At 33.8% G+C, this 14,277-nt stretch carries 13 protein-coding genes and 4 pseudogenes; 15 read left to right on the forward strand and 2 right to left on the reverse strand.

Going from position 1 to position 14,277, the window contains the following annotated elements; translation table 11 throughout:
• Positions 1 to 2 precede the first annotated feature (2 nt).
• Entirely contained in the window at positions 3 to 1,040 is a 1,038-nt protein-coding gene (locus tag EUC40_RS11690) for an SDR family oxidoreductase (RefSeq protein ID WP_156575263.1), read from the forward strand.
• A 59-nt stretch (positions 1,041 to 1,099) separates the two neighbouring features.
• Here EUC40_RS11690 and EUC40_RS11695 read toward each other — a convergent pair whose 3' ends face one another.
• The gene (locus tag EUC40_RS11695) at positions 1,100 to 1,891 is read right to left on the reverse strand and encodes a DUF4240 domain-containing protein (protein WP_156575265.1); all 792 of its coding nucleotides are present in this window, start codon (positions 1,889 to 1,891) and stop codon (positions 1,100 to 1,102) included.
• Between the two features lie 191 nt (positions 1,892 to 2,082).
• On the opposite strand from EUC40_RS11695, the gene EUC40_RS11700 reads away from it, so the two are divergent.
• The gene (locus EUC40_RS11700) at positions 2,083 to 2,550 is read left to right on the forward strand and encodes an NUDIX hydrolase (protein ID WP_156575267.1); all 468 of its coding nucleotides are present in this window, start codon (positions 2,083 to 2,085) and stop codon (positions 2,548 to 2,550) included.
• Complete coding sequence (locus EUC40_RS11705; RefSeq protein WP_156575269.1) at positions 2,551 to 3,216, forward strand: alpha/beta hydrolase; 666 nt, start codon at positions 2,551 to 2,553, stop codon at positions 3,214 to 3,216.
• A gap of 45 nt (positions 3,217 to 3,261) precedes the next feature.
• On the opposite strand, the gene EUC40_RS11710 is transcribed toward EUC40_RS11705, so the two are convergent.
• Positions 3,262 to 5,205, reverse strand: a complete 1,944-nt coding sequence (locus tag EUC40_RS11710; RefSeq protein ID WP_156575271.1) for an elongation factor G — start codon at positions 5,203 to 5,205, stop codon at positions 3,262 to 3,264.
• Positions 5,206 to 5,469: 264 nt separating this feature from the next.
• On the opposite strand from EUC40_RS11710, the gene EUC40_RS11715 reads away from it, so the two are divergent.
• From EUC40_RS11715 to EUC40_RS11765, 12 genes and pseudogenes are all read left to right on the forward strand, one after another.
• Complete coding sequence (locus EUC40_RS11715; RefSeq protein WP_000204180.1) at positions 5,470 to 5,898, forward strand: MarR family winged helix-turn-helix transcriptional regulator; 429 nt, start codon at positions 5,470 to 5,472, stop codon at positions 5,896 to 5,898.
• Positions 5,899 to 5,916: 18 nt separating this feature from the next.
• Positions 5,917 to 6,555 (forward strand): nitroreductase family protein, encoded by a 639-nt coding sequence (locus EUC40_RS11720; protein ID WP_071714177.1) that lies wholly within the window; start codon positions 5,917 to 5,919, stop codon positions 6,553 to 6,555.
• Positions 6,556 to 6,594: 39 nt separating this feature from the next.
• Entirely contained in the window at positions 6,595 to 6,888 is a 294-nt protein-coding gene (locus EUC40_RS11725; protein ID WP_071711785.1) for a putative quinol monooxygenase, read from the forward strand.
• Positions 6,889 to 7,099: 211 nt separating this feature from the next.
• Positions 7,100 to 7,375, forward strand: a complete 276-nt coding sequence (locus tag EUC40_RS11730; RefSeq protein WP_071711786.1) for a TIGR04197 family type VII secretion effector — start codon at positions 7,100 to 7,102, stop codon at positions 7,373 to 7,375.
• A 40-nt stretch (positions 7,376 to 7,415) separates the two neighbouring features.
• Complete coding sequence (locus tag EUC40_RS11735; protein ID WP_156575273.1) at positions 7,416 to 7,778, forward strand: DUF3958 family protein; 363 nt, start codon at positions 7,416 to 7,418, stop codon at positions 7,776 to 7,778.
• Positions 7,775 to 9,541, forward strand: coding sequence for a T7SS effector LXG polymorphic toxin (locus tag EUC40_RS11740; RefSeq protein ID WP_156575277.1), 1,767 nt, complete (start codon positions 7,775 to 7,777; stop codon positions 9,539 to 9,541). The genes EUC40_RS11735 and EUC40_RS11740 overlap by 4 nt, the downstream gene beginning before the upstream one ends.
• A 27-nt stretch (positions 9,542 to 9,568) precedes the next feature.
• Complete coding sequence (locus tag EUC40_RS11745) at positions 9,569 to 10,816, forward strand: PoNi-like cognate immunity protein (protein ID WP_156575279.1); 1,248 nt, start codon at positions 9,569 to 9,571, stop codon at positions 10,814 to 10,816.
• 195 nt (positions 10,817 to 11,011) lie between these two features.
• Positions 11,012 to 11,779: pseudogene (locus tag EUC40_RS11750) on the forward strand (cytoplasmic protein); the annotation flags it as partial.
• Positions 11,780 to 11,789: 10 nt separating this feature from the next.
• A complete protein-coding gene (locus tag EUC40_RS11755; protein ID WP_098711495.1) occupies positions 11,790 to 12,506 on the forward strand; it encodes a PoNe immunity protein domain-containing protein in 717 nt (238 codons plus the stop codon).
• Positions 12,507 to 12,672: 166 nt separating this feature from the next.
• Positions 12,673 to 12,744: pseudogene (locus EUC40_RS27605) on the forward strand (CdiA family toxin C-terminal domain-containing protein); the annotation flags it as partial.
• A 34-nt stretch (positions 12,745 to 12,778) separates the two neighbouring features.
• Positions 12,779 to 13,169, forward strand: a pseudogene (locus tag EUC40_RS11760) (hypothetical protein).
• A gap of 319 nt (positions 13,170 to 13,488) precedes the next feature.
• Positions 13,489 to 14,250 (forward strand): annotated as a pseudogene (locus EUC40_RS11765) (hypothetical protein); the annotation flags it as partial.
• Positions 14,251 to 14,277 lie beyond the last annotated feature (27 nt).

Genomic DNA, 14,277 nt, shown 5'->3' on the forward strand with positions numbered 1-14,277 from the left:
CCATGAAAATTCTAATACTAGGCGGTACACGATTTTTAGGCAGAGCTTTCGTAGAAGAGGCTTTACAGAGAGGGCATGAAGTTACATTATTTAACCGCGGAACAAACAAAGGAATTTTTCCTGAAGTGGAGCAGCTTATCGGTGACAGAAATGGTGATGTATCAAGTTTAGAAAATCGAAAATGGGATGTTGTCGTGGATACATGTGGGTTTTCTCCGCATCACATTAGAAATGTTGGAGAAGTACTTAAAGATAATATTGAACACTATATATTCATCTCAAGCCTTTCCGTATATAAAGATTGGATTCTGCATGACATAAAAGAAGACTATATATTACAACCTGAACCAACGGAAGAGCAAATAAAGGCTGTAGAGAATGGTGAAATATCTCCTTATGAGCATTATGGTGCACTGAAAGTATTATGTGAAAAAGAAGCAGAGAAGTATTGGCCGGGGCGTGTTTTACACGTAAGAGCAGGACTTCTTTCAGGAATGTTTGATTATACAGATCGACTTCCATACTGGATTCAGCGTGTAGCAAAAGGAGGTAAAGTGTTAGTTCCAGGAAGAAAAGACCGTCCAGTGCAGATAGTTGATATAAAAGACGTTGCAAACTGGGGACTAAACATGGCAGAAAACAATAAAGCAGGTATATTCAATGTTACAGGTCCAAATTATGAATTAACGATGGAAGAACTATTAAATACGTGTAAAAAGGTTACGAATAGTGATGCTGAATTTGTTTGGGGCGATGAATCGTTTATGAATGAACATAAAGTGCAGCCTTGGACGGAAATGCCTTTATGGCTTCCAGAAACTTTTGTATTAGAAGGTGAAACGAAGCCGTGGAAAGGTGGATTTTCAATTAGTATTGAAAGTGCTGTTAAAGAAGGGCTTACTTTTAGAAGGTTAGAACATACAGTTACAGATGTGTATGTGTGGATGAAGAGTATGGACGAATGGGAATTAAAAGCTGGTATTTCAGGGGAAAGAGAAAAGATGTTATTGGATAAGTGGTATGAAATAAAGAGAGTTTAAATAAGAATCTTGTGAAAAAAGGACTCTGTTTATTGGTTAAACAGAGTCCTAATATGAATCTACCACTCAATCGGTTCTTCCCCATACATCTCCCATAGCTTAGGAAACATCTTCTTCAAACCTTCTTCGTCATCTTCATTCCAATCTAACTCGATATCAACTTCCTCAAACTCTGCATTTGTTAAGACATGGTATAGTGTAAAGTATGTATCATCTTCATCCCCAGTCTTCTCCATGTATACATCTTGCCCGAAATAAAGAGTAAATTCTTCAATCTCTGGAACATCATACTCACTTAAATTTTCTAATACAGGTATTAACTGTTCTGGATCTTCAATACAAGCTTCGTATGTCTCTTTTCCTTGATATAATAACCATCCACGGAAGTAATCAAAAGTATCATCTGAACAGCCATCCATAATAATATAAGCGGCTGCCCATAAACGGGAGGTATAGGAATCTTTCAAAATACGATGCATATGCGTATCAAAAGCAACAATTTCATGTACTGTACGCTTAGCGAGATGAGAAGTAAGCCATTCTATTTGTTCTTCTTGGTCTTCACCTTTCGTTTTTGCACGACTAAGTAGTTCCCAAAATTCTTCTTCTGTTATCGTTTTTTCTTTTATGTAATCTTCCCCAGGGCATGGGTCTGTATATCCCTTTTTACGTTTGGAAGCAATTAGTTTGTTAGCTTCTTTCATACATTCTTCTTCTGTTTCAAATTCTTTCGCTTTTACACTACCAGCTGTGCCAATCTTTCCGTAAAACACAACGTAGTCTTTTTCTTTCACAACGATTTTCCAAAACTTATTTGATTTCTCAGTTTGCTGGATTAATAACGTTTCCATTCGTACCTCCATCATGTTTTTCTAGTGTGCAATGTGATTGTAACATATGTATATACACTAGTAATGATGAGAGAAATAGTTTGGAAAATTCGAAAATTATTGAATGAAGCGAGTGAATTTAGTAATCTTATTTGTACATACATAATTGTTTTGTAATAATTTGATATTTCGTATATAAGGGGGCATTACGGATGGATCTTACGTTTAAAGTTGAGGAAACATGTTTTAATTACCGCGTCGGAGCAATTTGTAAACATGATAATAAAATACTCATTCTGCAAGGCGATGGTGAAGATTATTGGTACGTACCGGGCGGTCGAGTGAAAATGTTAGAAAATAGTGAAGACGCGTTAAAACGAGAGCTTGCAGAAGAATTAGGTGTTCCTATGAAAGGAAAGAGATTAATATGGTCGGTAGAAAATTTCTTCACACTTTCTGAGCGAAAGTTTCATGAAATTAGTTTCTATTATGAAGTAGAGCTACATGAGTTACCTGCAAATGGAGCGGATCAATATATTTTGGAAGAAGAGGATAGAACGTATTTGTTTAAGTGGGTGCCAGTAGAAGAGTTAGAGGCATATAATTTACAGCCCGCGTTTATAAAAGAAAAAGTAAAGGATATAGCAGTACATACAGAACATATCGTATTACAAGATTAAATGTATTCGGAGGGGAAAACGGTGAAGGGGACTAAAAAAGAGATACATATAAATGACAAAGCAATTCATTATACACATATCGAAAAAGGTTCTAGTACGGTTTGCTTTATGTTCTCAGGTTCAGGGTACAATTACGATAAACCGTTATTTTATTATGCAACGATGTTAATGCTTGAACATAAAATTGATGTCGTACAAATTCATTATTCTTATGATGGACAATTAATGAATAAACCGATGGAAGAAGTAACGAAAGTAATGATGGATGATATTAATCCAGTAATAAATGAAGTGTTGAAAAATGAACAATACAGCAAATCGATGTTTTTAGGGAAATCACTCGGAACAATTCCGATTGCAAATGATGTAATGAAGAGAGAAGAGTTTTTACAGTCAAAAATGATATTAATGACACCATTACTGACGTTTGATACGATTTTTGATTCAATCTTACATAGTCGTCACGAAGGGCTTTTAGTAATTGGGGATAAAGATCACCAATACGATGCAGGTCAAATTGATCAGTTACATAAAACGAATTTACAGATTGAAGTTGTCAAAAATGCAAATCATTCTGTAAATGTTGGGGAATATGAAACCGAAAATTCAATTGAAGCAATAGCGAAAATAATAGAAAAACTTAAAGAAGTTGTTAGGGAAAACTAACTTATCAATACATGCAAAAGAGGTGCGAATTGCACCTCTTTTACTTTAATAAGCCTTCAACACATGAAGCAAATAATCTTTCCGGTTCAGCGGATTATAATCAACACGTTTTCGAGTAGGAAAGGGCTCCTTCAGTTTTGTAAAACCACCTGGTTTTGTTGTAAAGATGCCTTCTCCTTCTGTAAATGAATGGAGCATTCGTTTAAAATTCTCTGTTTTCGCCACAGGTAATGATCCTGTTAATTGGTAAGAATCATTATATAATATAGGCTCTGCAAAAGTTGCTGGAATGGCAGCGAGCTTATACATTGCGGTACTAATTGCCTGCTCCGGTACAGTTAATTCAAACGCATTAACTGGTTCATATACATATGTTGCAGCTTGTTTTAAAGCATCCATTAAAACGAGCGGTGTTAAGTTTCTAAAGTCACTCGCTGTTGTAACAGGACTAGCATAACCAGTATGTGTAAGTGTGACGGAAATGTCCGTAACTTCCCAACCGTATAAACCTTGTTTTAACGTTTGAAATACTGTATCTTCAATTGCTTTATGAAATGCTAAAGGCAATGAACCAAGCTCAACACCTAAGTTATACGTTATGCCAGAGTTAAGTTCACCACGTTCAATTTTAAAGCCAATTGTTGCGTAAAATGGATTCGCTTTTTCACTCATTACTTCCATGCTATTACCTATGCCAAATGGTTTCTCAATACATACAACTCGCGTATTTGAAAAAGTAACCTGCAAATTATATTTCTCATAAAGTGTGGTTTCAATCACTTCTTTTTGCACCTCACCGAAAAGGCGAATGTATAGTTCATTATGAACATCGTCTTTCCACACTTTAATGAGTGGATCTTCTTCACATAGTTCCATAAGTGCAGCGTACAAATCATGAATTCGTTCCGTAGGCACCGCATCAATAGCAGCTTCCATTTGTGGTTCGGCAAAGTGAATGTCTTTTATATAATCCGTTCGTTCACCGATAATATCACCAATTTTTATATCACTTAGTCCCCACACTTTACAAAATTCACCGCTTGGAACGGTAGAAGTTTGAACCGCATCTCCATTATGAAATATGCACATTTTTTTAATCTTTTCCTTATGTGGTAGAGACTTACTCCGCTGTATATCCACATATTTTCTAACGTGTAAGCTACCTGAAAAAAGTCTTACATAAGCAATCTTTTCTCCGGAAGATTCACGTTCAATTTTAAAAACAACACCGGATAATTCTTCATCTTGAGACGAATTATTAGCTGGAAGTAAGGCTGAAATATTTTCAAGTAGTTCAGGTACGCCCATGCCTGTCATGGCTGATCCGAAAAAGACTGGATACACATTTGCTTGCTGTATTTGTTGTTCTAGCTCTTTTCTTAATAATGCGTCCGGTATTATTTCATTATTTACATATGATGTAAGCAATGATTCGTTATATGGCGCTAATCGCTCTATACAATCGTCATATGATTTATATTCAATAATACGAGCTTCCTTTGTTCCTTCGTTTTGGACAGAATAGAAGGGGAATGCTTCATTTGAAAGAATTTCTTTTATTTGTTTCATAACTTTTTCAGTATTTGCACCACTACGATCAATTTTATTAACGAATAAAATAGTAGGTATGTTTAGTTTCTGTAATGTTCGCATTAAAATCTTTGTTTGTGCTTGCACACCTTCAACGGCAGAGATAACTAAAATCGCACCGTCTAAAACGCGGAATGATCGCTCCACTTCAGCGATAAAATCAGCGTGTCCAGGTGTATCAATGACATTTACTTTTATATCATCAATAAAAAAAGAAATGACAGATGCTTTAATCGTAATTCCGCGCTGCCTTTCTAATTCCATTGAGTCAGTTTGAGTACTTCCGCTATCAACTCGGCCAACTTCATTAATCACATTCGTTTCATAAAGAATACGCTCAGTCAAACTCGTCTTGCCAGCGTCTACGTGCGCGACAATCCCTATATTTATTGTTGTCATATATAAATATCCTCATTTCATTTTCCATTTTCATTTCCTCATTTCTATTTGTGTATTGCCGCATTACAATCACTCTCCAGTCATTTAAATTATTACTATTATAATTTAATTTACATTTTTTGTAACGCTACTAAGCGCCTTAATTTGGAAAAATAAAAACGAAAACAAAATGCTTGCATTCTTAATCGATATAGATTATATTAATTGACATATCAACTATTGATACATCAAACGTTTTTGATTTGGATGTAAAGGAGGGTTAATATGACAAGTTCATGCTCAAAAGAAGCGATTATTTTATATAAATTACACTTTCTAAATAAAGAAGTAAGTTCGAAGTTTGAAGGGTGTACGGGTATGAGCCAGTCTCGATTAGAGCTTATACTTCAGTTATATGAAGTAGGTGAAATTAGTCAAAAAGCACTTCAACAAGAAGTGAATATTGATAATGCCGCGATTACGAGGCATTTAAAACAGCTAGAAGCAAACGGAATGATTGTAAGACGGAAAAATCCAGATGATAACAGAATTACGTTAGTTTCTCTTACTGAAGAGGGACGAAATAAAATTCAGGCGTTTCAAGAGGAAAAAGAACGTTTTGCAGCATCTGCATTTAAAGGATTAAGTGAGGAAGAACGCGATAATCTTTTAAATATGTTAAATCACATTCAAGAAAATATAAAAGAATTATAAAAAAGGGAGAATACAACTATGACTAACTCAGTAAAAACAAATGATTTTAACGAAATTTTAACAGGACGTCGTTCAATTCGTAAGTACGACCCTTCAGTGAAAATTAGCAAAGAAGAAATGACAGAAATTCTTACAGAAGCAACACTTGCACCATCATCTGTAAACATGCAACCATGGAGATTTTTAGTGATTGAAAGTGACGAAGCGAAAGCAACACTTGCGCCACTTGCGAAATTCAATCAATCTCAAGTAGAAACATCTTCAGCAATGATCGCTGTATTCGGTGACTTAAACAACTTTGATAACGCAGAAGAAATTTACGGTACAGCAGTAGAGCGTGGTTTAATGCCAGCTGAAGTAAAAGAAGATCAAATGAAAAAACTTTCAGCTTACTTCTCAATGGTTACACCAGAAGTAATGAAAGATACAGTACTAATTGACGGTGGTCTTGTAGCTATGCAATTTATGCTAGCAGCTCGTGCTCACGGCTATGACACTTGCCCAATTGGAGGATTTGAAAAAGACCAAATCGCAGAAGCATTCGGATTAGATAAAGAGCGTCACGTACCAGTAATGTTAATTTCAATCGGAAAAGCTGCTGACAGTGGTTACCAATCAGTACGTCTTCCAGTTGAAAAAGTTGCTGAGTGGAAGTAATTTTAAAAGAAATAAGTGAGATATGAGAGGGGAAACACCATGATTATTATTCACGCAATATTTCAAGTAGATCCAGCGAAACAACAATCATTTTTAGAAGAAATTCAGCCACTTATTCACGGTTCTAGAGAAGAAAGTGGAAATGTATCTTATGACTTATATAAAGATACAGAAAAAGAAAATGTATATACGATGGTAGAAGTATGGAAAGATGAAGCAGCAGTTGCGAGTCATAATACGAGTGAACACTTCACATCTTTCGTTAGTAAAGCACCACAATTTTTAACTGCTCCGCTTAATATAAAAGCTTATAATGGAGAGTTAGTAAAATAATAAGGTAGAAAAAGATGACTTTAGCATATGGCTGAGGTCATCTTTTTTTTATTCGTAGAATCTATTTTCGATACAGTTATGTTGAAATAGAAGATTTGCTCGTATCTTCAGTAACAGTGGTAAATTGCGTGTTAAATTCGAACATTCGGTTTATTGTAATATTCTACCGTGGTATAATTTTATTGTAAATAAATGGTATAGGGGGTAAGTGATGGGAGAATTTCAAAGTAATTTGCATATGGCAACGCAACTTGCAACAAAAATGAGAAATGCTTCAGATAGAATGCAGAGTGCTACTAGTCGCTCTATAAATAAGGCAACGCTTACTACACTATCTGTGAACTTCAAAGCACAAGAAGCAAATCAGCAAAATTTACACATCACGAAACAATTTTGCGATGCTTTTCAACAGACGATTGATAATATCCATTCTGTAGCAAATGAATTTGAGAAAATGGATACCGGACTTCAAAAGACTTTTCAATAATGTAACGGCCTACGTAAAGGGGAAAAGGTAGGGAGAAAAGATGAGTCAAGAACTTGAAACGAGAATCAGTCAATGTAATCAAAAATTACGAAGTATATTTGAAGAACAAAATGAAAACCGAATCGCGCTGCAAAATCAAGAACAAGCTGAGGCTAGTTTCTATGAATGGAAAAATCGAAGTAATCGTTTATTTAGCAGAATACTAGCAACTTGGCATGGTGACAAAGAAGTATTTCACCTGTTCACGAATATGCGGCAAGAGATCAGGCAGTATGAAAGAAAACTTACATTCGAATTAGAGAACGAAAAAGAGACGTTGCTTAAAGAAAAACGGCATCTCAGTGAGAAAGAAAACGACCTTTCCTATGAACAGCAGCAACTACAAAGGGAGGTCAATACATGAGTTTAAACATGTATTTGGGAGAAGTACAAAATCAAACTCAAAGTATGAACGCTATATGTAATGCTACGATTCAAAGTATGGAACAAGCCATTCAATCTATCGATGCCTTTGCGATAGATACAGCATTACAAGGACAAACATACAGTAGTGCAAAAGCCTACCTTGTCCAAACATTTCGGCCATTAGCGCAAGGAATCATATGCTTATGTGAAGAATTAATTCGCCAAAACGAAGCATTTCCAAATGATTTTCAAGCGAAAGTTGCTTCAACAGATGTTATCGAACATGAAATAAGACAACAAATACAGGAAATCAATCAATCCATTGCAAGTATAGAAGCAATCGAAGTACTTACACCAATGCCTGGAGTAGACGCAATTGTTGCGGTCTTAATTGCAATGAGAAAAAAACTAGAAGAAAAACTAGAGCGTTTATATGAATTCAATCATTCGTCCAGCAACAACTACAGCACCGCCCTCCAATTAGCCGCTAGCATCACAGCCGGACTCTCTGAAGTGCAAAGCGGGAAAGGATTTAGTCCTGTGAGTGGTACGTTTAGTACACAAGGGTTGAATATGGATTGGGTGAGTTCTATCCAGGGGATTATAGAAGAAACAGCCCGAAAAAATGATCAGTCAATTAAAGATATAGAAACAAATAACATAATTGAGGAGAAATCTCCGGTTAGAAATGCTTGGGACGATGCGGCAGACAGTATAGTTGGCACGTTTGAAACAGCAAAAAAGATGTGGGAAGCTATTCAAAGAGGATCGGGGAAAGCTATTGGTGATGAAATCGAATCCGCAATAGCTTTAAGTAATATGGACATAGGAACTTTTATTAATGTAACCTATGCACTTTTCCATTTGGATGAAACTGCAAAAAATATGTGGCATGCATTTTCAAATAAAATAAAACGAGATATGATAGAGGGAGATGCAGAGAGTCGTACAGAATTGACTACCTATGGATTAACACAAATAGCTACCACAATATTAGGCGATAGGGCACTAAATAAAGTAGGCCATATCACAAAAGGAGCAAAAGCATCAAGTGGAGTAAGTACATTTGCTAATGCAGTAAAACTAGCAAAAGAATTGAAGCCTACGCTTGAAATTTTACAATCATTTAAGAGAGAGGCCTCCAATGCATTCTCTAGTATTGGTGGAACTGTTGTAACCAAAATACCTCAAGGTGAATTGATAGAAGCTTATTATAAGTTTGCGAAGTCTAAAGATGGTGGTAAGGGTAAACCTAGCAGTAACAAAAATACAACTGTAGATAATTTTGATGCAAAAACAGCTACAAATAAGCAAAAAGGTAATTATGGTGAAATAAAATCTAGTGACAATTTATTGAATAATCAAAGTTTAAAAGAAGCTGGATTTGATTTAAAGCCAGTCGGAAAAAGTGCACCATCAGGCATAAATGATAAAATAGTAAAAGGAATTGATGGATTATACGAAAATACAAATGCAGAATCAAAGATCAAATACGTTATAGATGAAGCTAAATTTGGTAGTTCACAATTAGGAAAAACTAAAGATGGACGACAAATGTCGGATGATTGGTTGACAGGTGTGAAGACTGAAAAAAGTAGAATATTGAAAGCTGTTGATGGAGATAAAAGATTAGCAGATAAGATTACGAAAGCGTTGGAGAGAGATAAGGTAGAAAGAGTATTATCAAAAGTCGATAGTAGTGGAAAGGTTAAAACATTTAAGATAGATGCAAAGGGTAACATCGTTGGAGAATGGCCATAATTTAGAAGCTAGGAGGAATTGAATGGTATGAGAGATTATTTATGTATAGAAGAAAAGTGTAGAGAAGGAATTGAATATAATAAAGAGTTTATAGAGGAAAATAGAGAAGATATTAAAAGTTTAGAAGAAGATACTAAAAATGAAATTCAAAGATATTCTAAAGATAATAAGAGTATTATAGAAGGGACATATCTAGCCAATTTTAGATATGAGATGGAGGATATTAGGGCAAAGTATTCTTTAGGGGAAGATATTAGTGTAATAGAAGAAGATTTTCATAATGCAATTTATGATTTAGAGAATACAGGAAGTAGGGAAATTGGATATTTAAGTCTAATTTGGATGATTTCCTTAGGAATATTATTAGAAACGAATAAAAAGAATATGGAAAGATTAAAAAAGATAGTTGATATAAAAAATATGAACGACGCAGTAATTGATTTCCTCTTATGTGCTAGTGATATTGGGTATACAAAGATGACGAATGTTTATTTTAAAGAAAATCCATATGCAAAAACGAGAGAGATTATAGAACTTGCACAAACAGATAAAAAAGAAGCGTCTAAAAGATTACAAACGTATATGGAGAAAGAATGGTTTAAAGGCCATTATGATTATGAATGGAAAAATGCACATAAAGAACCTGGATATGTAGGGTACTGGAGCTTTGAGACAGCTGCACTAGTAAAGATACTCGAACTTGATGATACGAGTTTAAAAGATAATAACCATCATCCATATGATTTGGCACATTATAAAAATGAAATGAAATTTAAACATATAGACCTAAGTGAATATCACTATGAAGATGAGACAGAAGAAATCGAGGATATAGTAGAAGGAATTGAACATAATCCTGCATTGGAAAACATTATTCCTCCAAAATGGCATTCATTGATCAATGAATTGATACATGATTATAAGAATATGGACGATAGTAGGTTTTATGAAAAATACAAAAAATCGATAGGAATAGGTCAAGTATGGTTTTTACCACAAGAGTATGAAGAAGAAAATGAACAAAAAAATCTATTAGGAAGTTTAATTGTGTTTGCCCTGACGGTGAGAGATTATATATTACAATTGGACTATAAGGAGGATTTAGAAGACTACATTGATAATCTTAAAAATTTCTGGAATGTTTCAGAAACAAAATTAGTTCAATTTATACTAGAGAATGATCAAAATTATTATGCATGGGTACCAAAAGAAGTAAATATCCCAAATATGTATGAAGTGAAGATAGAGAGTGTCGATGTAGAGGAAGTTCTATAATAAGCAAATTAAAACATTGTGTATCATGAGTAACGTTGAAAAACTAATTTATACGGAATTTAATGAATTAAGAGGTTAAAAATAGTGGTAGTTTGGAGAATCCAACTGCCACTATTTTTGTGTTTACGAATGGTTCTGTAAATTAAGTAGAGTATTTCAGAGTATATATATTATGTAGGAGAAGTAAATAAGTTAAAGGCGCTAAATAAAATCGGTCATATCGCAAAGACATCAAGTGGAATAAGTACAATTGCTAATGCAGAAAAACTAGCAAAAGAATTGAAGCCTACCCTTGAAATGTTACAATCATTTAAGAGAAATGCTTCCTATGCATTCTCTAGTGTTAGTGGAACTATTGTAACCAAAATACCTCAAGGCGAATTAATAGAAGCTTATTATAAGTTTGCGAAGTCTAAAGATGGTGGTAAGGATACGGGTAAAACTAGTGAAATAGCTAAAGAATCTGGAAAAGTAGCCCAAACATTAGAAGCAGCTAGAGCACAACAACGTACGGTAATAGAATCAGTAGAAAGTGGCGAAGTAGCTTTAAAAACAACGAAGCGTAAAGGAAATTATGGTGAAATGAAGATGGATGACTTTTTTGAAAGTCAAACATATACTAGAATTAGTGATGATCGTGTATTAACATTAGATCAAAAAATTGTTAAGGGAATAGATGCTGTATATGAAAATTCATCTCCGCCACCTAAGTATGTGATAGCGGAGGCTAAGTATAATACTGCGCAACTTTCAAATACAAAAGATGGAAAGCAAATGAGCGAAACATGGATAGATGGTTCTAGACGTTTGGAATCAACTGTTGGAGAAGAAATGGCAGATAAAATTCGAGAAGAAATGCTTTTGAATCCTGAAAATGTATAAAATATACTAATTAATGTTGATAAGGATGGTAATGTGGTTAAAAGCATTTTGGATTCTTCTGGGAAGAAAATAATTGAGTGAGGAGAATAAAATGAGAGATATTTTAAAAAATGAAGATTATTTCGAGGATTATTTAAATAGACAGAATAATAGAATAGAAAAGTATAAAGAATTAGCAATAAAAGTAAAAAATGAAAGACCAAATGATTTAGGTAGTATTAAAAGAGCTTATGGATATATTGAATCAATTTGTATTGATAAATTTAATTGTTTATATTCAATGGGAAGACCTATGGAAGTACTAAGAGATTTTTACCCCGAAATAATTGAGGCGATGAAAAAGGGGTGGAGTGGTAAATATAGATATATAGATTTATTGTGGGTTCTTTCTATTGGGATAATGCTAGATGTTTCAAAAGATTATATAATTGAATTAGAAAAGTTAGTAGAAAAAGAGAAATTGAATGATTATTTGATTGATTTTTTATTTAGTTATAAAGATGAAAATTGGGAAGGGAATACCACAGAATTTATCTTTGTAGACCCATATAAATCAATTTATCGTGTGGTCAATGCAAAGAATAAAGAAGAATCAGTAAAGGAATTGAAAGAATATTTAGAGGGAAAATGGTATAAGGGGCATAGTGATACAGGCTGGTATGATTCACATGAAAATAAAAATGATATCTACAATGGTTATTGGAGTTACGAAAGCGGAGCAATCGTAAAGATTTTAAAATTAGATGATTCAAGTTTAAAAAATACTTTATACTACCCTTATGATATGGTGCATTATCAAAGGAAATAAATGTCAGAATCCGCAGTGTTCAACTTTTTACACTGTGGATTTTTTAGTTTGTGTTAAAGTAGCTATAAGGGTAATGTTGGTAATGGATCCAGTGAGCTAGAAGTAAGATTGATGCAGAACTAATTAGGAATTATCACTGGATTTTTTTATCTAAATATCCATAATAAATGGATTGAAGTTCAGAGGTTATTTAAATGATGCTGGGGAGATAACTAACTTTTTCCAAACTCTAGACTGATATTATCAAGATACAATATTTATAGGAGGATAAAATGAATAGTGATTTTGAATTTATTGAAGATAAAGAGAAAAATGATGAATTGATGTCAATATATTTTAACTTTATAAACGGTAAGTACTTGGAAAGAGCTTTGAGGTTTTTTTGTAAAAAAAGAGGGGTTTGGACAAGAAATAGTATTCGTTCATTTTCAGTCTGATTTAGATGAATTTGATATGTCACAGCTACCTACACCTTTAGATGATAAGCATGTGTTAGTTGAATTAGATTCTCCAGCTGTTGAGTCTGAACAACAAGTGTATTTGGACTTTGAAACTTTTTATAATTATTTGGAAGAACATGTGAAAAAAGAAGTGGAAAAAAATCCAGAAAGAAATGGATTAATGGATTTATTAGTGCAAGTTAAGCGTAGCTTAAATTTGTAATATCTTATAGCCATTTTACTAGATTCGTAGGGCAGAAAAAGAACTTATTGAAGAACGCGTTTTTATTAGGATTTTATTATATTTCAATAAGGAAGATTGTCTGATATTGAATAAGTAAAGAGGAAGTTATAGATGAAAAAGACTCAACAAAAGAGACTTCACATTTGAGGTCTCTTTTGTTGATTTAAATTGAAATTTATTATTTAAGCGAATTCTTTTTTGTACCTCGTATTTCACATACACATAGGCTTTATTTGCTGTTACATAGTATGTTTTTCAACGTCAAGAAACATTAGACAAAGCAGGACAATATTATTAAATAGCCGGGTCCATTGTAGAAATGTTTGAAGGTATTTCGCTCATAGGCGGATCTAATTTCTTAACTATCGTGGCAGAAGTAGGAACTGGTGGGTTAGCATCACCAATTGTTATTCCATTAGATATAGCAGCAACAGCTACTGGGGCAAGTCTTTTTGTACATGGTGGATTTATTTGGAATAAATCGATTCAAAATACTAAGGATACTATTCAAAAAATCCAGTCTTCTGGTGGAGGTGCGGCTAACGGTAAACCTAGCAGTAACAAAAATACAAATGTAGACAATTTTGATGCAAAAACAGCTACAAATAAGCAAAAAGGTAATTATGGTGAAATAAAATCTAGTGACAATTTATTGAATAATCAAAGTTTAAAAGAAGCTGGATTTGATTTAAAGCCAGTCGGAAAAAGTGCACCAACAGGTATAAATGATAAAATAGTAAAAGGAATTGATGGATTATACGAAAATGCAAATCCAAATTCAAATATTAAATATGTTATTGATGAAGCTAAGTTTGGTAGTTCACAATTGGGGAAAACTAAAGATGGACGACAAATGTCAAATGATTGGTTGAACGGTTCTGAAACTGGAAAAAGTAGAATATTGAAAGCTGTTGATGGAGATGAAGTATTAGCAGAAAAGATTGCGAATGCATTGGAAGATAGTGAAGTTGAAAGAGTATTATCAAAAGTCGATAGTAGTGGAAACGTAAAAACATATAGGTTAGATGAAGAAGGAAACAATATTGGAGAATGGCCATAATTTAGAAGCTAGGAGGAATTAAATAGA

Origin of the sequence: Bacillus luti (assembly GCF_009739945.1) — a bacterium.
GTDB classification, from domain to species: Bacteria; Bacillota; Bacilli; order Bacillales; family Bacillaceae_G; genus Bacillus_A; species Bacillus_A luti.